We start from the raw sequence: 25690 nt of genomic DNA, 5'->3' as shown, positions 1-25690 counted from the left end.
GCACCCCCCATATTTGGTCACTTCACTCGATAGGGTGAGTTCTTCCGGTGATCTGGGCCTTTTGGTCCATGTGCTCGACAGAATCGGACCGGCCTTTCGAGGTCGGTCCGATTGCGTGTGCAGGGCCTAGCTGGGGGGCCGTCGGCATGATGTGCTTCAAGGCGGCGGTTCCCCGGGTGGGGTCGCTGCGCCGTGTGCTCTCGATGGTGCTGCCCACCGTGTGGGGTGCCGTCGCGATCACGTACAAACTGACCTGCCCCCTCGCCCAGCAGGACGGCCTCGGGGCGCGGGTCGCCACCAGTGCCGTGTTCTTCGCCGTGGGCACCGGGCTGATCATCCATGTCCGGCGCACCCTGCTGCGCGAACTGCGGCAGGCCCGCCAGGTCGCGGGTGCCGCCCAGAGTGTGCTGCTACGGCCGTTGCCGCCGCGGATCGACGGGCTCACCGTCGCCGCCGCCCAGCTCTCCGCCGACCGGGGCGCGACCATCGGCGGCGACCTGTACGAGGCGGTGGACACCGAGCACGGCGTGCGAGTCGTCATGGGCGACGTCCGCGGCCACGGCCTCGCCGCCATCGGTACGGCGGCCGCGGTCCTCGGCAGCTTCCGCGAGGCCGTCCACGACGAGCCCGAACTCGGGGGAGTGCTGCGCAGACTGGACCGCGCCCTCGCCCGGCACCTGCGCGAGCGCGCCGAGCGGGACGGCACGGCCGCGGAGGACTTCGTGACCGTGCTGATGCTGGAGCTCGGGCGGGACGGCGAGCTCAGGGCCCTGAACTGCGGTCACCCGTGGCCGTACTTGCTCAGCGGGTCGGTCGTCGAGCCGCTCTCCTGCGCAGACCCGATGCCGCCTCTGGGGCCGTTTCCCCTGCCCGCCGACTTATCGGGCCTCCAGTGCGGCCACCTGCTGCCGGGCGAGACCCTGATCCTGCACACGGACGGCGCGGAGGACGCGAGAGACGCTCTTGGCCGCTTCTTTTCCCTGCCGGGGGCCCTGCAAGGGGCTGCGGGGGTCGCGCCTCAGGCGGTGCTGGGCCAGGTCTTCACAGCGTTGCTGAACCACACGGGCAGCACGCCGAAGGATGACGTGGCCCTGCTGGTACTGAGAAACGACCGTCAACCGCAACCCCCTAAAGGGGCGCGGGGAACTGCGCGACCAGCCACGAAGCACCCGCAGCCGACAACGCACCTCTAGCCGCACCCGAGATGTCGCACCGTCAAGCCGCCGGCCAGGCCACCGCACTGTACGAGGGGGAGCCGGCGGCCCGGCCGAGGCCTCTTGCGAGGCATTTCAGTCAACCGGTCGGAAACTCTCCGCAACAGCGCGCACACCCTGCGGATTCGAGCACTCCGATCACACCCCGTGTGAAGGCGAACCCACTAATCTGACGACACCGAGCTGCCCGGGGGGCATCTATGCAGCCCAACACTCTGCTCGACGCGATCCTCGACGAAGCCGGGATCTCGCACGCGGGGCTTGCCGCACACGTGAACCAGGCCGGGAGGGCGCGCGGCCTCGCGCTGAGGTACGAACACACCGCCGTGGCACGGTGGTTGAAGGGTCAGCGGCCGCGCGGCCAGGTGCCCGACCTGATCTGCGAGGTGCTCGCCGGCCGCCTCCAACGCCCCGTCACCCTCGACGACATCGGCCTCGGCGTCCCGGGCGAGCCCTCCGCCCCGCACGGCACCTCGCTCTCCGGTTTCGTCGAGCGGGCCACCGCCCTGTGGCGCTCCGACGAACAGCAGCGCCCGCACATCCTGGGCGCCCCCGCGGTCACCGGCACGCCCGCCGTCATGCCCGTGTGGGAGTGGGAAAACCCGCCCGAGGACGTCGACGTCTCCCGCGGCGGACGGCACCGGGTCACGCACGCCGACATCGAGATGCTGCGCGCGGCCCGCACCCACTACGAGCAGATGTACCGCAAGGCCGGCGGGGTGGCGACCCGGAGCCGGATCGTCGGCTTCCTCAACGCCGAGGCCGCCCCGCTGCTGCGCGGCAGCTACACCGACGAGACGGGCCGCCAACTGCACCGCGCCACCGGCGGACTGGTCGCGGTCGCCGGCATCTGCGCCTACGACTCCGACGCGCACGGTCTGGCCCAGCGCTACTTCCACCAGGCCCTCAGGCTCGCCAAGGCCAGCGGGGACCGGGGACTCGGCGCGTACGTCATCGCGCTGCTGGTCAACCAGTCCCTGTTCATGCGGGAGTACCGCCAGGCCGTCGCCTTCGCCGAGGCCGCGCTCCGGGCCGCGGGCAAGCACATCACCCCCGCGCTCGCCTGCGATCTCTACGCGATGCAGGCCAAGGCGTACGCCCACCTCGGCGACGGCACGACGGCGCTGTCCTGCATCCGGCGGGCCGAGCAGGCCGCCGAACGCATCCGCCGCGGATACGAGCCCGACGAGACCGGCTATGTCCAGCCGGGCCTCGTCAACGTCCAGGTGGCGGAGGCGCTCCTCAGCCTCGGCGAACTCGCGGCCGCCGCCGCCCATGCCGCGGCCGCCGTCGACAACCCGGCCCACGACCGGGGCCGGGTGCACCGGCTCGCGATGCTCAGCACCATCGAACTGCGCCAGGGCAACGCCGACAAGGCGGTGGCCACCGCCGTGCAGATGGCGGAACAGGCGCGGGGAATGGAGTCCCAGCGCCTGCGCGACAGACTCAGAGCGGTGCGTGAGCACCTGGTGCGGAGCGGCTGCGCGGGCACGGCCGAGGCAGCCGAACTGATCGACGGCGCGCTGCGCGTGCCCCTGTAGGTCGGCACGCGGACGCCGACACCCCACAGTCCCTGCTGCGATATTGCCACTTACTCGACGGAAGGTGGCAGAACCGTGCAGTGGACGAAACAGAACGAACAAACTGTGTATGAAAACCGCTGGTTCAGCGTCAATCTCGCCGATGTCGAACTACCGGACGGGCGGCACCTCGACCACTTCCTGATACGGCTGAGGCCGGTGGCCGTGGCCACGGTGGTGAACGAGGCCAACGAGGTCCTGCTGCTGTGGCGGCACCGCTTCATCACCGACAGCTGGGGCTGGGAGCTCGCCGCGGGGGTGGTCGAGGACGGCGAGGACATTGCCGTCGCGGCCGCCAGGGAACTCGAGGAAGAGACCGGCTGGCGGCCGGGGCCGCTCCAGCACCTGATGAGTGTGGAGCCCTCCAACGGGCTCACCGACGCCCGGCACCACATCTACTGGGCCGACGAGGGCGAGTACATCGGACACCCCGTGGACGACTTCGAGTCGGACCGCCGGGAATGGGTCCCCCTGAAGCTCGTTCCCGACATGGTCGCCCGTGGGGAGGTCCCGGCCGCCAACATGGCGGCCGCGTTACTGCTGCTGCACCATCTCAGGCTCGGTCAGGACATCTAGGGCCTGATCACGCCGGACAGGCCCTGCCCTGATTCCCCCACCCGGCCGTCCCGAGGCCTCAGTGGCCGAGGGCCTGCCAGATCGCCACGACGAGCGCGCCCACGGCGGTGATCGCCGCGACCGCGGGGAGCGGCCAGCGGGCGTGCTCCAGGGCGATGATCCGAGCGCTCAGATCGTCGACTTCCTTGTCCGTCTCCTCCGTACGATGGCTGAGCAGGGCGAGACCGCCCTCGACGCGTGCGTACGCGACATCGAGGCGTCGTCGTAACTCTGCGAGTTCTCCATGGACCACGGGATGCTCCGGGTCGGCGGTCACGGGTCCGCTCCTTTCCGTAGTCGTCACATCCCTTGCATGCGCATGGTGAGTCAACTCGCCTGGTGGGCACGTGGGGAGAGTGTGCGACAGGCATATGCGGGCCCGGCGCGCACACGGTGTGTGAATGACACGGGCCCGGCGCTCGCCAGAGAGCCGGGCCCGCGGTCGTCGCACTGTGTCATCGGCACCCTGGAACGGACAGGGTGCGGGTCAGCCGTAGGTGTAGAAGCCCGAGCCGGTCTTGCGGCCCAGCCGGCCCGCGTCGACCATGCGCTGGAGCAGCGGGGGAGCGGCGTACAGCGGCTCCTTGTACTCCTCGTACATCGAGAACGCGACCGAGGCGACGGTGTCCAGGCCGATCAGGTCGGACAGCTTCAGCGGGCCCATCGGGTGGGCGCAGCCCAGCTCCATGCCGTTGTCGATGTCCTCGCGGCTCGCGATGCCCGACTCGAACATCCGGATCGCGGACAGGAGATACGGGATCAGCAGCGCGTTGACCACGAACCCGGAGCGGTCCTGGGCGCGGATCGCGTGCTTGCCGAGCAGCTTCTCGGCGAACGCCTGGGCGCGGGCGAGGGTGCCCTCGGAGGTGGTGAGCGCCGGGATCAGCTCGACGAGCTTCTGCACCGGGGCCGGGTTGAAGAAGTGGACGCCGACGACCTGGTCGGGCCGTGAGGTGGCGACCGCCAGCTTCACCAGCGGGATCGAGGAGGTGTTGGAGGCCAGGATCGCGTCCGGGCGGGTCACCACCTGGTCGAGGACCTGGAAGATCTCGGTCTTCACCTGCTCGTTCTCCACGACCGCCTCGATGACGAGGTCACGGTCGGCGAACTCGCCGAGGTCCGTGGTGAAGGAGAGCCGGGCCTGCGTGGCCGCCAGCTCGTCCGCGCTGATCTTGCCGCGTTCGGCGGCCTTGGTCAGGGAGTTGAACAGCCGGGTGCGGCCGATCTCCAGGGCCTCGCCGGTGGTCTCGGCGACCTTCACGTCCAGACCGGCGCGGGCGCACACCTCGGCGATGCCCGCCCCCATCTGGCCGCAGCCCACCACTCCGACGCGCGCGATGTCTCCCGCCGGGAAGTCCGTCACTTCGTCCCTTTCGCTGATCTTCACCTGGTGGCAGGTCGGCCGTGGTCCGGTTCCTGCTCCGTTCGTGCACGTTACTCCCAAGTATCGATGATCGATCGTCGGGGTCCGGCATCCGTCGGGCATTCTGAGGCCCGAAGACGATCCGTGACCGAGCGGATCCATGGTGTTGGGGGAGTGTGCACATGGGACATCTGTCGCGCCGGGCCTTCGCGTTGGCCGCGCTGTCGACCCTGACGTCGGCCTCGGGAGCGGCCGCCGCGCCGGCGCCACGGCGACCGTGGCGCAGGACCGGTGAGATGCGGGGGGTGTGGCTGGCGACGGTGTCCAACCGGGACTGGCCGTCCAGGCCGGGGCTGAGCGCCGCACAGCAGCGGGACGAGCTGCTCGCCCACCTCGACCGGGCCGCGGCGGACCGGTTGAACGCGGTGATCTTCCAGGTACGGCCCACCGCCGACGCCCTGTGGCCCTCGCCCCACGAGCCCTGGTCGCAGTACCTCACCGGCACCCAGGGCAAGAACCCGGGCTGGGACCCGCTCGGCACCGCCGTCACCGAGGCGCACAAGAGGGGCCTGCAACTGCACGCCTGGTTCAACCCGTACCGCATCGCCAACCACACCGACCCGACGAAGCTGGTCGCCTCCCACCCCGCCCGTCTGCACCCGGACTGGGTGGTGCCGTACGGCGGGAAGCTCTACTACAACCCCGGGCTGCCCCAGGTGCGCGCCTTCGTCGAGGGAGCGATCCTCGACGCGGTCCGCAAGTACCCCGTGGACGCGGTCCACTTCGACGACTACTTCTACCCGTACCCGGTGGCCGGCCAGACCTTCGACGACGACGCGGCCTACGACCGGTACGGCGGCGACTTCGTCAACCGCGGCGACTGGCGGCGGGACAACATCGACAAGCTGGTCCGGGAAACGGCGGCGGCGGTCAAGCGGATCCGGCCGACCGCGCAGTTCGGGATCAGTCCCTTCGGGGTGTGGCGCAACATGGCCACCGACCCGCTGGGCTCGGACACGCGCGCGGGTGTGCAGTCGTACGACGACAACTTCGCGGACACCCGGAAATGGGTGCGCAAGGGCTGGATCGACTACCTCGTGCCGCAGCTCTACTGGAACATCGGCTTCGCCGCCGCCGACTACGCCAAGCTGCTGCCCTGGTGGGCGGAGCAGGCGCGCGGGAGCAGGACGAAGCTGTACCTGGGCGAGGCCCTCTACAAGGCCGGGGACCCGGCGCAGCCCGCGGCCTGGCAGGACCCCGCGGAGCTGTCGCGGCACCTCACGCTCGCGCGGCAGTACCCGCAGGCGCGCGGACATGTCTTCTTCGCCGCGCGCGAGGTGGCCGCCGACCCGATCGGGGCGATGGCGCGGGTGGTCGCCGACCACTACCGGAAGCCGTCGGCACCACCGCGCGGGATCACCGGCCGGTCTGCTGGAAGCGGTGCCTGATCTCGGTGTCGGGACCCGGTGAGCACACGCCCTCGTGCCCGTCCTCGAAGCGGACGCGGTACGGGGGGTTGCCCTCCTGGCCCATCACCTCGACGATCTCGCCGACCTTGTCCTGCTGTCCGACCACCCTGCCGTGCTGGACAAGCTGGTCGCCCACGGTTGCGCGCATCAGCGGTCTCCTCACCAAGTGAGCTGTCCGTGGCCTGATTTTACGGCGCGGGGGCCCACTGGGAACCGACGCGTACGCGTCGCTCAGCCCCGCGCCCGCTGGGTGACCGCGATGCACACCAGCACCGCCGCGGCCGTCAGCGGGGCGGCCACCGTCAGGTGCTCGCCGAGCAGCAGCACCGACCACACCAGTGTGAGCAGCGGCTGGGCGAGCTGCAACTGGCTGGCCTTCGGGATGCCGATCGCCGCCATGCCCCGGTACCAGACGACCAGGCCGAGGAACTGCGAGCCCGCCGCCACCCACAGCAGCCCGGCCACGCTGTGCGCGGTCAGGTGCACGGGCTCGTGGGACAGCGCGAGCACCGCCCCGGGCACGCTGAGCGGCAGGCACAGCACCAGTGCCCAGGCGATGACCTGCCAGCCGGGCATGGTCCGGGCCAGCCGGCCGCCCTCGGTGTAACCGGCCGCGCACACCAGCAGTGCGGCGAAGAGATACAGGTCGGCGGTGGTCAGGGCGCCCCCGCTCTGCTGCACGGTGAAGGCCACCACCGCGGCCGCGCCCGCGAGCGCGGCCGTCCAGAAGGTGCGCGAGGGGCGGGTGCCGACGCGCAACGCGGACAGCAGCGCGGTCGTCAGGGGCAGCAGACCGACCACGACGGCGGCGTGCGCGGTGGTGGACGTCCGGAGCGCGAGCGTGGTCAGGAGCGGGAAGCCGACGACCACCCCGGCGGCGACGACCGCGAGCCCCGGCCAGTCCCGGCGGTCCGGCAGCGGCACCCGCAGGGCCGACAGACAGCCACCCGCGATCAGCGCCGCGAGCACGCTCCGGATCGCGACGAGGGACCAGGGCCCGAAGCCTTCGAGTCCCCACGCGGTGGCCGGGAAGGTGAGGGAGAACGCGGCGACCCCGAGAGCGGCCTGGACGGTGCCGAAGGTCCTGGGCGGGCTGGTGACCGCTATCCCGGTCGGTGCGGTAGCGCTACTCTGTACTCTCATGCAAGAGCGTAGCAGTGTCACCGAACTGGCAGAACAGCTGCGGCGAGAGCTGGATCGCTACTCTCCGGGCGGAAAGCTCCCGTCCAGCCGGGTTCTCGTCGACCGCTACCGGGTCAGTCCCGTGACCGTCTCCCGCGCCCTCGCCCAACTCGCCGCCGAGGGCCTGGTGGTGACCCGTCCCGGCGCCGGCGCCTTCCGCGCACCGGCCCGCACCGCCGTGACCGCGGCCGGGGACACCTCCTGGCAGGAGGTCGCGTTGAGCGCGGACGGCGCCGCCGAGCTCGTACCGCGGTCGGTCGACGCGTCCGGCGTCCTGGTGTCGCTGGCCGCCCCGCCGCCCGGGGTGATCGAGTTCAACGGCGGCTATCTGCACCCCTCCCTCCAGCCCGAGCGCGCGATGTCCGCGGCCCTGGCCCGTGCGGGCCGCCGCCCCGGCGCCTGGGGCCGACCGCCCACGGAGGGTCTGCCGGAGCTGCGCGAGTGGTTCGCACGGAACATCGGCGGAGCCGTCACCGCGGCGGAGGTGCTGATCACCGCGGGCGGCCAGTCGGCGCTGACGACGGCCCTGCGGGCGCTGGCCCCGCCCGGCGCACCCGTGCTCGTCGAGTCGCCCACCTACCCCGGCATGCTGGCGATCGCGCGCTCCGCCGGCCTTCGTCCGGTCCCGGTACCGGTGGACCCGGACGGGGTGCGGCCGGACCTGCTCGCCGACGCGTTCCGGGCGACCGGCGCCCGGGTGTTCGTCTGCCAGCCCCTGTTCCAGAACCCGACCGGAGCCGTGCTGGCCCCCGAGCGCCGGGGCGAGGTGCTGCGGATCGCCCGCGAGGCCGGCGCGTTCGTGGTCGAGGACGACTTCGTACGGCGGCTCGTGCACGAGGACGCCGGCCCGCTGCCGCGCCCGCTGGCGGCCGACGACCCCGACGGAGTCGTCGTCCACGTGAGCTCGCTGACCAAGGCGACCTCACCGAGTTTCCGGGTCAGCGCGCTGGCCGCACGCGGCCCGGTCCTCGAGCGGCTGCGCGCGATCCAGATCGTCGACACCTTCTTCGTCCCCCGCCCGCTCCAGGAGGCGGCCCTGGAACTCGTCGGCTCCCCGGCCTGGCCGCGCCATCTGCGGTCGATCTCGGCCGAGTTGAAGGCCCGCCGCGACACCATGACCACCGCGCTCCGGCTGGAACTGCCCGAGCTGGCCCTCCCGCACATCCCGTCCGGCGGCTACCACCTGTGGCTGCGGCTGCCCGACGGCACCGAGTCCGCCCTGACCTCGGCCGCCCTGCGCGCGGGTGTCGCCCTCACCCCGGGCCGCCCCTACTTCAGCGCCGAACCGCCCGCCGGACACCTCCGGCTGAGCTTCGCGGCGGTGGCGGGTCCGCAGGAGATCCAGGAGGGCGTACGGCGGCTCCGTACGGCCTGCGAGGAGGTGCTGGGGCCGCACGGCACCGGAACCCGGCGGTCGCCCGGAGCCTGACCTGCGGACGCCTGCTGGGAAAACCGTTCGACGCCGACGGCCCTGACCTGGGAATCTCCCCGCATGACCGACACCCCGCCCCTCCCCGGGGGCTACGAGATCTCCACCGACCCCGACCGCCTCGACGTCGGGCGGGTGCACCACTGGCTGTCGACCGACGCGTACTGGGCGATCGGGCGACCGCGCGAGAAGCAGGACCGGGCGATCGCCGGGTCCCTCAACTTCGGCGTGTACGACACGGCTTCGGGGGAGCAGGTGGCCTACGCGCGCGTGGTCACCGACATGGCCACCTTCGCCTGGCTCTGCGACGTCTACGTGGACCGGGCCGTGCGCGGCAAGGGGATCGGGGTGGCGCTCGTCGGGGCGGTACGGGAACACCTGCGGCCGCACGGGCTGAGGCGGATCATGCTCGCGACCCGTGACGCGCACGGGGTGTACGAGAAGCTCGGGTTCGCCCCGCTGGCCCAGCCGGACATCTGGATGGCGCTGACCTCCGACCGGTGAGCCCGCGCGCACCCAGGGTAAATCCCCGGTAACGCCTCTTGACCTGCGCACTTTCGCGGCTCACGATCGCCGCATGCAACTTCGGGTCACGTTCGTCGCCGCCGCGCGCAGCTCCTCGCTGCTCGCCGAGCGGTTCGAGGACGACCGTCCGCTCGACCAGGCCGGCTGGGACCAGGTGCTGGGCGTGGCGCACGACCTGCTGCCGCTCGCGGCGGCCGAGCTGCGGTACTGCTCGCCCACGCCGCGCAGCCGTGCCACCGGGGACGCCCTCGGTTACTCGCCGCTCGTCCAACTCGCTCTGCGGGACTGTGACATGGGGCGCTGGCGCGGGCTGACCCTCGGCGAGGCGATGGCCCGGGAGCCGGAGTCCGTGGACGCCTGGCTCGCCGACCCGCGCGCGACCCCGCACGGCGGCGAGTCGCTGCTCGCGTTCATCTCCCGGGTGGGGGAGTGGCTCGACACCCGGCCGGTGGAGGACGGCGGCCGGGTCGTCGCCGTCGCGGAGCCGTCCGTGGTCCGTGCCGCCCTGGTCTACGTCCTCAAGGCACCGCCGTCGACCTACTGGAACATCGACGTACGCCCCCTGTCGGCCATCTCGGTGACCGGCCGGGCCGGCCGCTGGAACCTGCGCTTCGAGGGGGTCTCGGAGCAGCCCACGCGCGCGTAGGCCGTGGCAGGGAGGCTCAGCCCGCACTCGTAGGCGTTCGTCAGGGGGCGTGTGCAGGCCGTGGTCAGGGGGCGCGTGTGTAGTCGGTCGTCAGGACCAGGTCCTTCGACGGGCCGCCGACCCGCCACACCGTGCGCCAGCGGGCCGGGGCCAGGACCGTGAACTCCCCGCGGTACAGGTCCGCCGCGCAGGGGTGGTCGGCGACATGGCGGCCGGAGCTCAGGTCCAGGTCGTGGAAGTGCCGTCCGTCGGAGAAGCGGACGTCCGCCGTGCCCGGTGTCGCGCCCGGCAGGAATTGGAGCGTCCGCTCGGCGGGGCGCGGCACGCCCTGCCAGACGAACGTGCCGGATTCCCTGGACAGCAGCCCGCCGCCCTCCAGTTGGCCGAAAGCGGTGGTGCCGGAGAACTCGCCCTCGGCCCCGCTCGCCAGATCCCGCACGGTCCGCTCGGTCCGCCAGTCCCCGGCCAGATACGCCAGTACGTCCGGCACTGGCCAGAACCCGCTCATGCGTCCCTCACTTCCGACACTTTCGGTACCGCGCGACCCGTTGACGCTCCGGAATCCCCCTCCCTATGTTGCCGTTCGATGTGCTGATCAATGTCCGATATTTCGAACCCGACTTCGGTAGAACCCCACTTCGACAGAGCCGCGGAGTATCCATGTCACGCACCCGCTGGAGACTCGGTCTCAGCGCCACCGCCCTCCTCGTGGCGGCCGGAACGATCCCCGCCCCCGCCCACGCCGAGGACGTCACCGACTACGCGATCACCGTCGACCCGGCCGCCCGGGGTGCGAGGATCGACGACACGATGTACGGCGTCTTCTTCGAGGACATCAACCGGGCCGCCGACGGCGGTCTGTACGCCGAGCTCGTGCAGAACAGGTCCTTCGAGTACTCCACCGCCGACAACTCCTCGTACACCCCGCTGACCTCGTGGACGGTCGACGGCACCGCGCAGGTCGTGAACGACGGCGGCCGCCTGAACGAGCGCAACCGCAACTACCTTTCCCTGGGCGCCGGTTCCTCCGTGACGAACGCCGGATACAACACCGGCATCCACGTCGAGGCCGGCAAGAAGTACGACTTCTCGGTGTGGGCCCGCGCGGACAGCCGTACGGCTCTCACGGTGTCGTTGCAGGACACCGACGGCTCGCTCGCCACCGCCCGCACGGTGGCCGTCACCAGAAACGGCTGGACCCAGTACAGGCTCACCCTCACCGCCACCCGGCCCAGCAGCAACGGCCGTCTCACCGTGGCCTCCCCGGGGGCGGCCGCCCTCGACATGGTCTCCCTCTTCCCGCGTGACACCTACCGCGGTGAGCCCAACGGCCTGCGCAAGGACCTCGCCGAGAAGATCGCCGCCCTGCACCCGGGCTTCGTGCGCTTCCCCGGCGGCTGCCTGGTCAACACGGGCTCGATGGACGACTACAGCGAGGCCTCCGGCTACCAGCGCAAGCGGTCCTACCAGTGGAAGGACACCGTAGGACCGGTCGAGACGCGCGCCACCAACGCCAACTTCTGGGGCTACAACCAGAGTTACGGCCTCGGCTACTACGAGTACTTCCGGCTCTCCGAGGACATCGGCGCCATGCCGCTGCCCGTCGTCCCCGCCCTGGTGACTGGCTGCGGCCAGAACAAGGCCGTCGTCGACGAGGCACTGCTCAAGCGGCACATCCAGGACACCCTCGACCTCATCGAGTTCGCCAACGGCCCGGCGAGCTCCCCGTGGGGCAAGGTGCGGGCGCGGATGGGCCACCCCAAGCCCTTCCACCTCACCCACATCGAGGTCGGCAACGAGGAGAACCTGCCCAACGAGTTCTTCGCCCGGTTCAAGGAGTTCCGCGCCGCCGTCCAGGCGAAGTACCCCGACATCCAGGTGATCTCCAACTCCGGCCCGGACGACTCCGGGACGACCTTCGACACGGCCTGGCAGCTCAACCGGGACGCCAAGGTCGACATGGTCGACGAGCACTACTACAACAGCCCCCAGTGGTTCCTCCAGAACAACGACCGCTACGACTCCTACGACCGCGGCGGCCCGAAGGTCTTCCTCGGCGAGTACGCCTCCCAGGGCAACACCTTCAAGAACGGCCTCACCGAGGCCGCGTTCATGACCGGCCTGGAGCGCAACGCCGACGTCGTCAAACTCGCCTCCTACGCCCCGCTGTTCGCCAACGAGGACTACGTCCAGTGGCGCCCGGACCTGATCTGGTTCAACAACCACGCCTCCTGGAACTCCGCCAACTACGAGGTCCAGAAGCTGTTCATGAACAACGTCGGCGACCGCGTGGTGCCCTCGACTGCCACCGGCACACCCTCGCTGCTCGCCCCGATCAGCGGCGCGGTGGGCCTGTCGACCTGGGCGACGACGGCGGCGTACGACGACGTGCGGGTCACGGACGCCGACGGCCGGACCCTGCTCACCGACGACTTCTCCTCCGGCACCTCCCAGTGGACCCACACCGGCGGCGGCAACTGGAACGTCCAGGACGGCCAGTACGTGCAGACCGACGTGAACGCCGAGAACACCATGGTCTCGGCCGGCGACCCGAGCTGGCACGACTACGACCTGCGGGTGAAGGCGGTGAAGAAGTCCGGGAAGGAGGGCTTCCTCGTCGCGTTCGGCGTCAAGGACACCGGCAACTTCTACTGGTGGAACATCGGTGGCTGGAACAACACCCAGACCGCCGTCGAACAGGCCGTGGACGGCGGCAAGTCGACGCTGATCTCCAAGGCGGGCTCGGTCGAGACGGGCCGCGCCTACGACATCGACATCAAGGTGCGGGGCCGCCAGGTCACCCTCTACCTCGACGGCCAGGAGTGGGGCAGCTTCACCGACGACAAACCGGCCGAGCCGTTCCGGCAGGTCGTCACCACGGACCAGAAGACCGGTGAGCTCATCGTCAAGGTCGTCAACGCGCAGGACTCGGCGGCGCGTACGGCGATCGACCTGGGCGGCGCCAAGGTCGCGTCCAGGGCCCGGGTGACCACGCTCGCGGCCGCCCCCGACGCCGTGAACAGCGAGACGTCGACGGCGGTCGCGCCGGTCAGGTCCACCTTCGACGGGGTCGCCGGGAAGTTCACGTACACCTTCCCGGCGAACTCCGTCACGTTCCTGAGGATCGGGCGGAAGTAGCCGTGTCCTGAGGGTCAGGCAGACGTGTCCGGTCCCTCTGCCGTGGGCTGCTGTCCGACCGGCAGCAGCCCACGCTCGGCGAAGACCTTCTTCGCCACGGCCATGGCGTTCAGGGCCCTGGGGAAGCCGCAGTAGCCGGCCGACTGAAGCAGCGCCTCGGCGATCTGTTCGGCGGTCAGGCCCACGTTCAGGGCCGTGTGGACGTGCACCTCCAGCTGGGCCTCGCAGCCGCCCAGCGCGGTGAGCATGCCCAGCGTGACCAACTGCCGGTCCCGCGGCACGAGTTGCGGCCGCGAGTAGATCTCGCCGAACCCCCAGGCGACGAGCTGGTGACCCATCTCCGGGCTGACGTCGGCGAGCGAGTCGACGACCAGCTGTCCCACCTCGGGGTTGACGCTGCCGAGCATCTCCAGGCCCCGCGCGAAGCGCTCCTCGCGGGTGGTGCTCTCGCTCATGTCAGCTCCTTCTGTCCGCACGGTCTCCCTCGGCCTCCGTCGCCTGCGGGTCGTACGGAATTCACTTCACCGCCATCGGCGGTCGGACAACCAACCGTATGCACCCCCTGTCTAAATCGACGCAGTGACGACGCACGGGGCGAACGCCCCGGACGGGGGCTTGAATTGACCAGCGAACAGGGCGTGCGACCGACCGTCCCGCCCGAACCGAAGACCGCGCACGACCAGCCGGTCCGCCTCACCCCCGAACCTCCGCCGGGGCGACCCCCCGGCCCGGGCCAGGCCGCCCTGCTCGCGGCGGCGATCACCGTCGTGGTGCTCTGCGCGGCCGACGCCGTCGCGCGCAGTTACCCCTTCGGTTCGCGCACCCGCAACGTCAGCGACCTGGGCAACCAGTACGTCCCCTTCCACGCGCACCTGTGGGACCTGCTGCACGGGCGCGGTGCCGGTGGGCTCCTCGTCAACTGGCAGTCGGGGTACGGCGCCGGCTTCCTGCCCGACCTCGGCACTTACCTCACCAGCCCGTTCGCCCCACTGGTGGCGGTGTTCCCGAGGGACGAGATCGACCTCGCGGTGTACGTGATCACCGTGCTGAAGATCGCGTGCGCCGCGGCGGCCATGACGTGGCTGCTGCTGCGACTGCGCCCCGGTCCCTGGTGGGCGGCCGGCCTGCTGGGTGCGTCGTACGCCCTGTGCGGCTGGACCGTGGCGACCGCCTCGTACAACCTCATGTGGCTCGACGGACTGATCGCCCTGCCGCTGCTGTGCCTGGTCGGCGAGTGGGTCCTGAACGGGCGGCGCCCGCTGCTCGGGGTGCTGGTCGTGACGGCCGCCTGGATCGCCAACTTCTACACCGCCTACATGGCCACCCTCGCCGCGGCCCTCGTGTTCCTGCTGCGGCTGTGCCTGGCCGACCTCCCGGCCCGCCGCAGGGCCATCGCCGCGGGCCGGGCCGTCCTGACCTTCGCGCTCGGCATCGGCCTCGCCGCGCCGCTGGTCACGGTCGTGTACTTCGGCAGCGCGCACGCCTCCGAGGGCCGCTTCACGCGGTTCGCCCGGGTGGGCACGGAGGACCTGCTGGCCCGGCTGCTGCCGACGACGTACAGCTTCGGCTCCCCGGCGCTCTTCGTCGGCACCACCGCTCTGCTGCTCGCCCTCGCGCTGCCCTTCCACCGGGCCGTCCCCCGCCGGGTGCGCGCCGGCTGGTCGCTGCTGGTGGTGCAGGTGACCCTGTCGATGCAGTGGGGCCCGACCCATCTGCTCTGGCACGCCTTCGCCGCCCCGCAGGGCAGCTCGTACCGCCAGACCTTCGTGGTCTGCGCCCTGCTGGTGATCGCCGCCTGGCACGCGCTGTCGTACGGCCGTCCCGACCGGCGGGCGCTCGGAGCGGCGGCCGGGCTCCTCGCGCTGGTCGCGGTGGTGGCGAGCGGCAGCCCACTGGTGCGTTCCTTCGCCTGGCCGGTGTTCCTGACGGCGGTCCTCGGCGCGCTGTTCGGGCTGCTCCTCCTCGGTCGCCGGCGCCCGCTCCTGCGCATGGCTCCGGTCGCCCTCGCCGCCGTCCTGCTCATCGGTACGCAGGTCGGCGAGGCCACCGCCACCTCCGCCGTGGCCACCCGGATGCGGCTCGGGCACATGGACGACTACGCCCTGTGGGGCGACCGGCAGCAGGACCAGGCGGACGCGATCGCGCGGGCCGACGGCTGGCCCCGCTACCGCACCAACCCGGGCCGGGAGCAGACCGTCGGCAACGACCCGCTGGAGGTCGGCGGCCAGGGCGCCCAGTACTACAGCAGCCACACCTCCGCCGTGTTCAGCACCACGCTCACCGCGCTCGGGTACGGCTGGACCTCGGGCGGCCGCAGCGTGCAGAGCCTGGACAACGCGGTCACGGACGCGATCTTCTCCGTGGGCGCCCGGGTGCACTCGCCGCCGGACCCGCACCAGAACTGGTTCCCGCAGGACGGCAGCCGGGTGACGGTGACCAGGGAGGCCGTACCGCCCCTGGTGACGGTACGGCCGTCCGCCGCGACCGGTGCCTTCGGGCCGTCGCCGTACCGCAACCAGGAGCTCCTGCTGGGCGCCCGGGTCTACACCGTGCCCCGCGTCACCGTCCTGAACGGTGCCGGAAAGCGGGCGGACCGCAGCACCGACCAGCGGCAGGGCGTGCGGGTGGGCGGGAAGGCGACGATCACCGCCCGGTGCCCGGCGGGCAGCGAGGTGTACCTCTGGGCGCCGCACTTCGCGGGCACGGCACGACTCGCCGGCCCCGCGGCCCATGGCCCGACCGGCCGGTTCAGGGCCGACTGGCCCGTCACCAAGATCGCCGCCATGGAACCGCTCGGCACGGTCCCGGCCTCCGGGCGCCTGGCCATCGAGCTGACCCCGAAGGGCATGGGAGTCGTACCGGACCGGGCGGTCGGCTGTCTGGACACCGGCCGGCTGCGCTCCGCCGTACGACACCTCCGGGCCACCGGTGCCACCGAGGTCACCGTCTCCGGCTCCGGCGGCACGGTCCACGCCGAGCTCCCGGCGGGCAGCAAGGGCGTGGCCGTCGTCGCGGCTCCCCGGATCGCGGGCTGGCGCTGCGCCAGCGGTGACGCGACCGCGGTCCCCGCGAAGCAGTACCACGGCCTGATCGCCGTACCCCTGGACGGCCGATCGACGAGCGTCACCTGCTCCTTCCACCCGCCCGGCCTGCGCCTGGGGACGGCGATCGGCGCCGCCGCGCTCACCTCACTCGTCGGACTCGGCACCTTCAGCGCGGTGCGCCGGCGAAGGGACACGGGACACCCACGGTGACTCAGCGGTCGCCATGCATGAGCTTGGCGATCATTTGGTGCGACGGCTGTGGAAGCGTGGAGTCAACGGCTGTATCTCTGGGACATGAGCGGCCGTGGACTCGACGCCAGTCACCTCTTCCTGTTCGCCGTCGCCGCGTCCGGCCTCGGCGTCAGCTCGCTCGCCCTCGCGCGAGTCGGTCGCTGGAAGGACCACCCGCAGGGAACGGCGCTGCCCCTTCTGCTGCTGAGCGCGGGAATGGGCATCGGGGCGCTCTCCGGCATCCCCTCGACCCATCGGCGCCTCTGGGACTTGATACTCCTGCCGCCGAGCATGGTGCTCTCGCTCCTCAGCGTGTACTTCTTCCTGCGTCTCACGGTGCGTGAGTGACAGGGTGGGCCGGAGTCTTGTCGGCGATGCCGAGCGCGGCTGCGTCATGGGTTCAGAGGGTGGCGCGCAAGTGGCTGACGGTGACGAAGTGGAAGCCGCGGGCGGTCAGGGTGCGCAGGATCTGTGGGACCGCGGCGACCGAGGTGGGGTGGATGTCGTGCATGAGGACGACGTCGTTGCGCTGCGCCTTGTCGATGACGGTCCGGGCGACCTTGTCGGCGTCGCGGTACTTCCAGTCCTCGGTGTCCACGTCCCACAGCACCGGTGAGAGCGTGGTCGCGGCCTTCACCCGGGCGTTGACCGCACCGTAGGGCGGGCGGAAGAGGGTGGGGGCCTTGCCGGTCGCGGCCTTGATGGCGGCGCTGGTGCGGCCCAGCTGGGAGGCCACCTGCTCGGGGGTGAGCCTGGTGAGATCGGGGTGGTTCCAGGAGTGGTTGCCGACCTCGTGTCCGGCGCGGGCCTCGGCGCGGACCAGCTCGGGGTGGGCGGCGACGTTCTGGCCGACGGTGAAGAACGTGGCGCGCGCGTCGTACCGCGCCAGGGAGGTCAGCAGGGTCGCGGTCTCCGGTGCCGCCGGTCCGTCGTCGAAGGTCAGCGCGATGCACGTGACCTTCTCGCAGTCGGTGTCGTCGTCGCCGGACGCGGTGTGGGTGGGGGTGACGGGCGTGGGGATGTGCCCTGCCCCCAGGTCGAGCGAACCGCCGGGTGTCATGGTCTGCCGTTGGACACGCTGTCCGAACGCGGACAGCCACGGGGTGACCGTCTCCTCGGGGAAGGTCACCATGTAGGTCCCGGCGGCCGGGACACCCACCTCGCCGCGGTCGAAGGTCACCCGCAGTCCGCCGTGGGGGGTGAAGGCCATGTCGTCCAGGGCGGCGGTGCGGGAGGCCGGATCGGAGAACGTGTTGTCGAGGGCAGCGGCGTCGACCCCTTCGCGCCCCTTGAGCTGATCCTTCAGCGCGGCGATGAAGGCGTCCCGGGAGCCGTCGGCGACGAGGCCGAGAGCCGTGTGGTACGCGCCGGCCTCGCCGTCGTACCAGTACGTCCTGGTCGACAGCCCGGAGCCGGGGCCACTGTGGTCCTGGGTGCTGAGCCGGACGCCCAGGACGTCGCCGGAGGCGACCAGGAACTGATGGCTGATGTTGAGCTCGCGGCCCTCCGCGCCGCCCGACCCTCCCTCGCAGGCCGCTGAGCGGAAGGCGGCCAGGCGCTCGTCCACGTCCTTCCTCATCGCGGCCGTCATCGCCTCTGCCCCGGGCACGTCCGGATAGCTCGTCGCGAAGGGGCAGGAGCTCTGCTCGCTGCTGTCGCTGACGATCTCCAGCCCCTTGATCCTCGACGGATCGACGCTGCGGACCGGCGAGGGGGTGGGGGCGGCTCCGGGGCGGGCGGCTGCGGATGCCGTACCCGAGGAGCCGTCCGACCCGGACGAGCAGGCCGCCGTGAAGGAGAGGGCGCCGAGCAGGAGGAGCGAGGGGACGAGGGCGTGAGTGCGCATGAGACCAGAACCTGACTGAGGGGATGTCCGGACGCCGCCGACGGGGCACCACGGTCGTTCTGGTCACTGATCGTCCAGGTCAGAGGCGTTTTTCAGCGACGCACAGAGCCACCCTGAACAATCCGGCCCTCAGGCGTTTCTTCCGGTTCCGGGAACCTCATCCGCTTTTGGCGCACACGTTCTCGTACGGCGCGTCAGGGACGTAGGTCCGCCACTGCGCCTCGGTCAGGCCGCCGCCGGTGCGGCCGCAGATGGTGCGCACGGCCTGGTCCGGTGCGATGGGGAGACGCTGGAGCGGTACATGCGGGCTGCCGGCGTAGACCGTGCCGCCGTCCTCGGCGAAGGCGAGGGAGCGGATCTCGTCGCCGGACGTGGGCAGGTCCGTCCCGAGGAGCTGCTGTCCCTCGACGTCCCACAGCCGCAGGGTCCCCCTCGTGCCGCCCACGGCCAGCGTGCCGCCGTCGGAGGAGAAGGCGAGCGCCCCCACCGCCTCAGGCTCGCCCTGGGTGGCCGTGTCGGAGGTACCGGTCAGCGCGCCCGTACGGTGCCGGACCTCGCCGTCCCACAGCGTGACGTGCCCGGTGGAGTCACCCACGGCGAGCCGGGAGCCGTCGGGACTGAACGCCAGCGCGGTCACCTGCCGGCCGTCGGCGAGCGCGCGCCCGGTGACCTTGCCGGATCCCGGATCGGCGTACTGGTCGTCCGAACTCACGAGCAGACCCCCGTCCGGCCCCACGGCCAGTTCCTCCCCGGAGAGGCCTCGCACGGTCCCGGACCGCCGGTGTTCGCGGGTGTCCCAGACCTCCGTCGTGTAGCTGTCGGCGGTGGCGCGGACGACCAGCAGCATGCGGCCGTCGGGTCCCAGGGCGAGGGCGACGGCCGGACGGTCGGCCGCGCCGGAGGTGACGAGGGCCGCTCGCACCCGGCGCGTCCGTACATCCCACATGGTGGAGCGCAGCCGCAGTGAACCGTTCGAGGACACGGTGTCGGCGACGGCCAGCGTGCCGCTGTCCGGGCTGAAGGCGAGCCGGGGGACGTTCTCGTCGGACATGCTCGGCAGCGCGCCGAGCGTCGCGCGGGCCAGGACGTCACCCGTGCGCGTGGAACGCAGCTCGAGGCGGTAGCCGTTGCCGGACCGGGTGACGGTGGCCAGGGTGGCGCCGTCCGGGCTGAGCACGCCCGCGTCGGCCGGAGTGCCCTGCCACCGCGGGGCGAGGCGGTCGGCCAGGTCGAAGGTGTGGACCGTGGCGCCGTCGAGGTAGCGCAGGAGACGAGGCTCGCCCGGGTCCCAGGTCAGCCCGGTGGCCTCGTCCTTGGAGAGGGGGCGGCGGAAGACCTGGGTGCCACCGGTGGCCAGGCGCCACACGGCGAGTTCGTGGTCGTCCGCCGTGGCCAGGAACTCGCCGTCGGGGGAGAGAGCGGCCTGGGTGAAGCCGGTGACCCCGCCACTGGCGAAGTCGGCGAGCGCGCGTCCGCCCCGTACGTCCCAGGCCATGGCCCCCGTCCCGTAGGCGGCGGCCAGCCGCCTGCCGTCCGCGCTGAACCGCAGCAGCCGCGCGCCGCCGTCCGCGCCGGAGCCGGTGCCGCACAGGGTCTTGTCCGCCTTCTCCCAGGCCCCCGGCAGTCGCTTGCCGGCGGCGGTGTCCCACAACTGGAGCGGCCCTTCGGCGGGACAGAGGGCGAGCAGGCGGCCGCCGGGGCCGACGGCCGCCGAGGAGAGGGTGCGCGGGAGGCCGGCGCTGAAGAGGACCTTGCCGTCGGCCGTCCGGTGCAGCCGGACCGTCCCCGGGCCGTCGGGGGGACCGGTGAGATACGCGCTGCCGTCGGGCGCTCCGCCGTGCATGGAGGCTTCGCCCAGTTCTCCCGCAGGTCTGCCCAGCGGGAGGTTCCACAGCCTGTCGCCTCCGTCCGGCCCGATGACGTCGAGGTACCGGGAACCGGGACCGACGTCGCCCACCTCTGTCCCGCCCGGCAGGTGATAGGTGGCGGTGAGCCTGTGGGTGGCCACGTTCCGGGCGGTCACCGTGCTGCCGTCGACGCTGAGGAGGGTCCGGCCGCCGTCGGTGAGGAAACGCCGGACGTCCTTTCCGGTCCGAGGGTCGGTGAAGGCATCGCGCTCCGGCTGCGCCAGGGCGCCCAGCAGCGCCGAGCGGGACTCGGTGAGCGGGGCGATCCGCCAGGCGGCGACCCCGAGCAGGGCGGCGGTGCGTGGATCGGTCGAGCGCAGGCTGCCGGCCACGGTGGCCAGGCGCCGGGCGGCGGCCTTGGCGGCCTCCGCCTCGCTCACCCGGTCGCGCTGCCAGGCCACCAGGCCGGCGGCCAGCGCGAGGACGAGGAACACGGACAGACCGACGGTCAGGGAACGCGTCCGCCGCGCGGTGCGGGTCTCGGCCTCCCGCTCGGTCCTCCGGGCCCCGAGGGAAGCGGTGAGGAAGGACCGCTCCAGGTATGTGAGGTCGTCGTCGAACGGCTCGAGATCGTCGTACGACGGCTTCAGCCGGTCATCGTCATGCGGCTGGTCATCGTCATGCGGCGGGGCGACGGGCTCCTGCGGGGTGACGGCATCCTGCGGGGCGACGGGCTCCTGCGGGGCGAAGAGCTTCTGCCGGGTGACGGCATCCTGCGGGGTGACGGCATCCTGCGGGGCGAAGAGCTCCTGCCGGGTGACGGGCTTCTGCCGGGCGAACAGCTCCTCGGCCCGGTCCAGCCGCGTGCCCCGGTACAGCGCGCCGGGGTCGCGTCCCAGCTCCTCCCAGCCGCGCGCCGCCTCGCCGAGCCGGCGCTGCGCACGCAGTCGGTCCCGGCCCTCCTCGATCCACCCGGCGAGGCGCGGCCAGCCGGTGATCAGCGCCTCGTGCGCGAGCTCCACCGTGTCGCCGTCCAGGGTGACGAGACGGGCGGCGGCGAGGCGTTCCAGCACCTCCCGCGCCCCGCTGCCGAGTTCGGCGCGGGACGCCGGACGGCGCGTGTCGGCCGTGCTGTCGCCGGGCGCGATCAGCCGCAGCAGGATGCGCCGAGCGGCACGGCGCTGCTCCGCCGACAGCCCTCCGTACACGTCCTCGGCGGTGGCGGCGATCGCACCGCGGACGCCGCCCGTCTCCTCGTACGCCGCCAGGGTCAGCAGCCGTCCCCGGCGGCGGTGCCAGGTCTCCAGCAGGGCGTGGGAGAGCATGGGCAGCGCGCCGGGCCGGTCGACGACCTCGTCGATGATCCGGGCGGTGAGCGCGCGCTCCACGTTCAGGCCGGCGGAGGCGGCCGGGCCGGTGATCACCTCGCGCAGCTCCTCCCGGCTCGGCAGCCCGACCAGGAGGTTGGCCCGGCTGACGGCCTCGGCCAGCTCGCGGTGGCCGGCGCAGTGGCCGTAGAAGTCACCGCGGACCGCGATCACCACCCGCAGCCGGCTCTCCGGGCGCCGGGCCGAGAGCAGCAGATCCAGGAACCGGTCGCGTTCCGCGCGGTCCGCGCAGAGGGTGAACAGCTCCTCGAACTGATCGACGATGACCCAGGTCTCCCCGTCGTCGTCTCGCGGGACGAGGGCCTTCTCATGCGTGCGCGCGGGCCCATCGCCCGGGGTCAGCACGCGGACAACCGCCGGCCGCCGCGCCCCCGCCGCCTCCCGCAACCCCGGAATCAGTCCCGCCCGCAGCAGCGACGACTTGCCGCTCCCGGACGGCCCGAACACCGCCGCGAACCGGTGCTCGCGCACCAGCTCCACCAGTTCGGCGACGAGCGTGTCCCGGCCGAAGAAGAGATCGCTGTCGCCGGGCTCGAAACGGGCCAGCCCCCGGTACGGCGGCCTCTCGTCCGGTGCGGGCACCCGCACCTCGGCGTCCGCCTCCCGCCACCGCCGTTCCCACACGTCCGGGTCGGCGTCCAGCACCTCGGCGTACGCCCGCGCCACAGCCAGGGACGGCAGGGCGTCCCCGGCGGCGGCCTGGGACATCGCGGTGACGGAGTATCCCGCCCGCTCGGCCATCTCCCGGTAGGGCGGCTTGCCGGCCCCCTCCCGAAGGACCCGCAGATCGTGCGCGAACCGCTGGACGGGACCGGCGTCGGGATCGACCGGCTTCTCACGTCGTCCCACCGGGACACCTCTCACGTGCAGCAACTCGTACAACAGGTGTACAAGCTATGTATCTGCCCATCCCACCGCAATCCTGCCCGAGCTGTGAGACCGCCCAGGGGAATGCCCGGTGACGCGAGCCGCACGCCGCCGGCGCTCGTCGGCGCCCAGGCCGGGTCCTATGCATGTGGTTGCATAAACGTGCAGCGAAACGTATAGTCATGCCATCCAGGAGGAGGATGACATGGCGGTACGTGCGGCAGTGGCCGGAGCGAGTGGATACGCGGGCGGTGAGGTCCTGCGGCTGCTCCTGGCGCACCCCGAGGTCGAGGTCGGTGCCCTGACCGGCAACTCCAACGCCGGCCAGCGACTCGGCTCGCTCCAGCCCCACCTGCTGCCGCTGGCCGACCGGGTGCTCCAGGAGACCACGGCCGACGTCCTCGCCGGACACGACGTCGTGTTCCTCGCCCTGCCCCACGGCCAGTCCGCCGCCGTCGCCGAGCAGCTCGGCCCGGACGTCCTCGTCGTCGACATGGGCGCCGACTTCCGGCTCAAGGACGCGGCCGACTGGGAGAAGTTCTACGGCTCCGCGCACGCCGGCACCTGGCCCTACGGCCTTCCCGAACTGCCGGGCGCCCGCACCGCGCTGGAGGGGTCCAAGCGCATCGCGGTGCCCGGCTGCTACCCGACCGCGACCTCGCTCGCCCTGTTCCCGGCCTACGCCGCGGGCCTCGCCGAGAACCAGGCCGTGATCGTCGCCGCCTCCGGCACCTCCGGCGCGGGCAAGGCGCCCAAGCCCCACCTGCTGGGCAGCGAGGTCATGGGCTCCATGTCGCCGTACGGCGTCGGCGGCGGTCACCGGCACACGCCGGAGATCGTCCAGAACCTCAGCGGGGTGGCCGGTTCGAAGGTGAACGTTTCCTTCACGCCCACCCTCGCGCCGATGCCCCGCGGCATCCTCGCCACGTGCAGCGCCCAGGCCAAGCCCGGCGTCACCGCCGAGTCCGTCCGCGCCGCCTACGAGAAGGCCTTCGCCGACGAGCCCTTCGTCCACCTGCTCCCCGAGGGCCAGTGGCCCGCCACGGCGTCCGTCTACGGTTCGAACGGCGTTCAGGTGCAGGTCGCCCTCGACGAGTCCGTGGGTCGCATCATCGCGATCAGCGCCATCGACAACCTGACCAAGGGCACCGCCGGCGGTGCCGTCCAGAGCATGAACATCGCCCTCGGACTCCCCGAGGAGCTCGGTCTTTCCACGATCGGAGTCGCACCGTGAGCGTCACGGCAGCCAAGGGATTCCAGGCGGCGGGCATCGCCGCGGGAATCAAGGAGAACGGCAACCCGGACCTGGCCCTCGTGGTCAACACCGGGCCCCGCCGCGCCGCCGCCGGCGTCTTCACCTCCAACCGCGTCAAGGCCGCGCCCGTGCTGTGGTCCGAGCAGGTCCTCAAGACCGGCGAGTTGACCGCGGTCGTCCTCAACTCCGGTGGCGCCAACGCCTGTACGGGGCCGAAGGGCTTCCAGGACACCCACGCCACCGCCGAGAAGGTCGCTGAGGTGCTGGAGATCGGCGCGGGCGAGGTCGCCGTCGCCTCCACCGGACTCATCGGCGTCCTGCTCCCGATGGACAAGCTGCTGCCGGGGGTCGAGGCAGCGGCCGCGTCCTTGAGCGAGCACGGCGGGGAGAAGGCCGCCATCGCCATCAAGACCACCGACACCGTCCACAAGACGTCCGTCGTCACCCAGGACGGCTGGACGGTCGGCGGCATGGCCAAGGGCGCGGGCATGCTCGCCCCCGGCCTCGCCACCATGCTGGTAGTCCTCACCACCGACGCCGACCTGCCGAGTGATGTACTGGACAAGGCACTTCGGGCCGCGACCCGCACCACCTTCGACCGGGTCGACTCCGACGGCTGCATGTCCACCAACGACACCGTGCTGCTCCTCGCCTCCGGCGCCTCAGAAGTCACCCCGGCCTACGAGGAGTTCGCGGAAGCCGTACGGCAGGTCTGCGACGACCTCGGTCAGCAGCTCATCCGGGACGCCGAGGGAGCCAGCAAGGACATCAAGGTCGAGGTGGTCAACGCGGCGAGCGAGGACGACGCCGTGGAGGTGGGCCGCTCCATCGCCCGCAACAACCTCCTCAAGTGCGCCATCCACGGCGAGGACCCCAACTGGGGCCGCGTGCTCTCCGCGATCGGCACCACCAAGGCCGCCTTCGAGCCCGACCGGCTCAACGTCGCCATCAACGGCGTCTGGGTCTGCAAGAACGGCGGCGTCGGCGAGGACCGCGACAAGGTCGACATGCGCTACCGCGAGGTGCACATCGTCGCCGACCTCGCGGCCGGCTCCGAGACCGCCACCATCTGGACCAACGACCTCACCGCGGACTACGTCCACGAGAACAGCGCGTACTCGTCATGAGCAGCCCCACGCGGAAGCACACCGCGCTCCCGAAAGCCCAGATCCTCATCGAGGCGCTGCCCTGGCTGGTCCGCCACAACGGCAAGACCGTCGTCATCAAGTTCGGCGGCAACGCCATGATCGACGAGGACCTCAAGGCCGCCTTCGCCCAGGACGTCGTCTTCCTGCACCACGCCGGGCTCAGACCGGTCGTCGTGCACGGCGGCGGCCCGCAGATCAGCGCCGCCCTCGACAAGCACGGCATCGTCAGCGAGTTCAAGGCCGGCCTGCGCGTCACCACCGAGGACGCCATGGACGTCGTACGGATGGTGCTGGCCGGACAGGTCCAGCGCGAGCTGGTCAACCTGCTCAACGAACACGGGCCGCTCGCCGTCGGGTTGACCGGCGAGGACGCCCACACCATCACCGCCACCAAGCACCAGCCCGAGATCGACGGCGAGTTGGTCGACATCGGGCGGGTGGGCGAGATCACCGAGATCGACACGGGCGCGATCGAGGCACTGCTCGCCGACGGCCGGATCCCGGTCGTCTCGTCGATCGCCCGGAGCCAGGACGACGGACATGTCTACAACGTCAATGCTGACACGGCGGCTGCGGCACTCGCTGCTGCGCTTGGAGCGGAGACTCTCATGGTCCTCACGGACGTCGAGGGCCTCTATGAGGACTGGCCGCACAGCGACGAGGTGATCAGCCGCCTCACCGCTTCCCAACTGGAGAAGCTGCTGCCGGAGTTGAGCTCCGGCATGGTTCCGAAGATGGAGGGCTGCCTGCACGCCGTGCGCAACGGCGTGACCACGGCCCGGGTCATCGACGGGCGGGTCCAGCACTCCATCCTGCTGGAGATCTTCACCGACGAGGGCATCGGCACCATGGTCGTGCCCGACGGACAAGAGGGGGACGCGAAGTGACGGACAATCAGGAGCT

The 25690-nt window shown here is 71.7% G+C and carries 21 protein-coding genes; 13 read left to right on the top strand and 8 right to left on the bottom strand.

What is annotated here, in order from left to right; translation table 11 throughout:
* Window positions 1-146: 146 nt before the first annotated feature.
* From AC2XR2_RS08130 to AC2XR2_RS08120, 3 genes are all read left to right on the top strand, one after another.
* Window positions 147-1193: a PP2C family protein-serine/threonine phosphatase gene (locus tag AC2XR2_RS08130; RefSeq protein WP_491514666.1), complete on the top strand. Its 1047-nt coding sequence runs from the start codon at window positions 147-149 to the stop codon at window positions 1191-1193.
* 221 nt (window positions 1194-1414) lie between these two features.
* Window positions 1415-2755 (top strand): NsdA family TPR-like regulatory protein, encoded by a 1341-nt coding sequence (locus AC2XR2_RS08125; protein ID WP_330268090.1) that lies wholly within the window; start codon window positions 1415-1417, stop codon window positions 2753-2755.
* 75 nt (window positions 2756-2830) lie between these two features.
* Window positions 2831-3370, top strand: a complete 540-nt coding sequence (locus tag AC2XR2_RS08120) for an NUDIX hydrolase (protein WP_330268091.1) — start codon at window positions 2831-2833, stop codon at window positions 3368-3370.
* 58 nt (window positions 3371-3428) lie between these two features.
* On the opposite strand, the gene AC2XR2_RS08115 is transcribed toward AC2XR2_RS08120, so the two are convergent.
* Together AC2XR2_RS08115 and AC2XR2_RS08110 are read right to left on the bottom strand one after the other, a co-directional pair.
* Window positions 3429-3686, bottom strand: coding sequence for a hypothetical protein (locus AC2XR2_RS08115; protein ID WP_330268092.1), 258 nt, complete (start codon window positions 3684-3686; stop codon window positions 3429-3431).
* A 210-nt stretch (window positions 3687-3896) separates the two neighbouring features.
* A complete protein-coding gene (locus AC2XR2_RS08110; RefSeq protein WP_381301304.1) occupies window positions 3897-4772 on the bottom strand; it encodes a 3-hydroxybutyryl-CoA dehydrogenase in 876 nt (291 codons plus the stop codon).
* Window positions 4773-4954: 182 nt separating this feature from the next.
* Between AC2XR2_RS08110 and AC2XR2_RS08105 the strand changes: the two genes are divergently transcribed.
* The gene (locus AC2XR2_RS08105; RefSeq protein WP_381301306.1) at window positions 4955-6220 is read left to right on the top strand and encodes a glycoside hydrolase family 10-like protein; all 1266 of its coding nucleotides are present in this window, start codon (window positions 4955-4957) and stop codon (window positions 6218-6220) included.
* Here the strand turns inward: AC2XR2_RS08105 and AC2XR2_RS08100 are convergent.
* Window positions 6189-6389, bottom strand: coding sequence for a DUF1918 domain-containing protein (locus tag AC2XR2_RS08100; protein WP_053848921.1), 201 nt, complete (start codon window positions 6387-6389; stop codon window positions 6189-6191). The genes AC2XR2_RS08105 and AC2XR2_RS08100 overlap by 32 nt on opposite strands.
* 83 nt (window positions 6390-6472) lie before the next feature.
* Window positions 6473-7384 (bottom strand): DMT family transporter, encoded by a 912-nt coding sequence (locus AC2XR2_RS08095; protein ID WP_449350136.1) that lies wholly within the window; start codon window positions 7382-7384, stop codon window positions 6473-6475.
* Between AC2XR2_RS08095 and AC2XR2_RS08090 the strand changes: the two genes are divergently transcribed.
* The 3 genes from AC2XR2_RS08090 (at window position 7383) to AC2XR2_RS08080 (ending at window position 10023) form a co-directional block, all read left to right on the top strand.
* Complete coding sequence (locus AC2XR2_RS08090; protein ID WP_381301310.1) at window positions 7383-8852, top strand: aminotransferase-like domain-containing protein; 1470 nt, start codon at window positions 7383-7385, stop codon at window positions 8850-8852. The two genes, AC2XR2_RS08095 and AC2XR2_RS08090, sit on opposite strands and share 2 nt — an antisense overlap.
* 63 nt (window positions 8853-8915) lie before the next feature.
* Window positions 8916-9356, top strand: coding sequence for a GNAT family N-acetyltransferase (locus tag AC2XR2_RS08085; RefSeq protein ID WP_381301312.1), 441 nt, complete (start codon window positions 8916-8918; stop codon window positions 9354-9356).
* 73 nt (window positions 9357-9429) lie between these two features.
* Complete coding sequence (locus tag AC2XR2_RS08080; RefSeq protein WP_391195949.1) at window positions 9430-10023, top strand: histidine phosphatase family protein; 594 nt, start codon at window positions 9430-9432, stop codon at window positions 10021-10023.
* A gap of 64 nt (window positions 10024-10087) precedes the next feature.
* Here the strand turns inward: AC2XR2_RS08080 and AC2XR2_RS08075 are convergent, their stop codons facing one another.
* Entirely contained in the window at window positions 10088-10531 is a 444-nt protein-coding gene (locus tag AC2XR2_RS08075; RefSeq protein ID WP_381301316.1) for a DUF6314 family protein, read from the bottom strand.
* 152 nt (window positions 10532-10683) lie between these two features.
* On the opposite strand from AC2XR2_RS08075, the gene AC2XR2_RS08070 reads away from it, so the two are divergent.
* Window positions 10684-13161 (top strand): alpha-L-arabinofuranosidase family protein, encoded by a 2478-nt coding sequence (locus AC2XR2_RS08070; protein WP_491514665.1) that lies wholly within the window; start codon window positions 10684-10686, stop codon window positions 13159-13161.
* A 14-nt stretch (window positions 13162-13175) separates the two neighbouring features.
* Here AC2XR2_RS08070 and AC2XR2_RS08065 read toward each other — a convergent pair whose 3' ends face one another.
* Window positions 13176-13616, bottom strand: a complete 441-nt coding sequence (locus tag AC2XR2_RS08065) for a carboxymuconolactone decarboxylase family protein (RefSeq protein WP_381301319.1) — start codon at window positions 13614-13616, stop codon at window positions 13176-13178.
* Window positions 13617-13799: 183 nt separating this feature from the next.
* Between AC2XR2_RS08065 and AC2XR2_RS08060 the strand changes: the two genes are divergently transcribed.
* Both AC2XR2_RS08060 and AC2XR2_RS08055 read left to right on the top strand, forming a co-directional pair.
* Window positions 13800-16415 (top strand): YfhO family protein, encoded by a 2616-nt coding sequence (locus tag AC2XR2_RS08060; protein ID WP_491514664.1) that lies wholly within the window; start codon window positions 13800-13802, stop codon window positions 16413-16415.
* Window positions 16416-16499: 84 nt separating this feature from the next.
* Window positions 16500-16784, top strand: a complete 285-nt coding sequence (locus AC2XR2_RS08055; RefSeq protein ID WP_449350142.1) for a hypothetical protein — start codon at window positions 16500-16502, stop codon at window positions 16782-16784.
* Between the two features lie 52 nt (window positions 16785-16836).
* Here the strand turns inward: AC2XR2_RS08055 and AC2XR2_RS08050 are convergent, their stop codons facing one another.
* Both AC2XR2_RS08050 and AC2XR2_RS08045 read right to left on the bottom strand, forming a co-directional pair.
* Entirely contained in the window at window positions 16837-18282 is a 1446-nt protein-coding gene (locus AC2XR2_RS08050; RefSeq protein WP_491514663.1) for a polysaccharide deacetylase family protein, read from the bottom strand.
* 157 nt (window positions 18283-18439) lie between these two features.
* A complete protein-coding gene (locus AC2XR2_RS08045) occupies window positions 18440-22366 on the bottom strand; it encodes an nSTAND1 domain-containing NTPase (protein ID WP_491514662.1) in 3927 nt (1308 codons plus the stop codon).
* 223 nt (window positions 22367-22589) lie between these two features.
* On the opposite strand from AC2XR2_RS08045, the gene argC reads away from it, so the two are divergent.
* Genes argC through argB form a run of 3 tightly spaced genes read left to right on the top strand, consistent with a single transcriptional unit; the run spans window position 22590 to window position 25674 of the window.
* Window positions 22590-23618 carry an N-acetyl-gamma-glutamyl-phosphate reductase gene (argC, locus tag AC2XR2_RS08040; RefSeq protein ID WP_381306539.1) on the top strand — a complete coding sequence of 343 codons (1029 nt, stop codon included), beginning with the start codon at window positions 22590-22592 and terminating at the stop codon, window positions 23616-23618.
* Window positions 23615-24766 (top strand): bifunctional glutamate N-acetyltransferase/amino-acid acetyltransferase ArgJ, encoded by a 1152-nt coding sequence (gene argJ, locus AC2XR2_RS08035; protein ID WP_491514661.1) that lies wholly within the window; start codon window positions 23615-23617, stop codon window positions 24764-24766. The genes argC and argJ overlap by 4 nt, the downstream gene beginning before the upstream one ends.
* Window positions 24763-25674 (top strand): acetylglutamate kinase, encoded by a 912-nt coding sequence (gene argB, locus AC2XR2_RS08030; RefSeq protein WP_381306545.1) that lies wholly within the window; start codon window positions 24763-24765, stop codon window positions 25672-25674. Before argJ ends, argB begins: the two co-directional genes overlap by 4 nt.
* The last annotated feature ends 16 nt before the right edge of the window (window positions 25675-25690 follow it).

The sequence above is a fragment of the Streptomyces sp. LS-MS-L19 genome, assembly GCF_058382285.1.
Note: the sequence above shows the minus strand (reverse complement) of the source record. Positions and strands in the feature narration are given on the sequence as shown.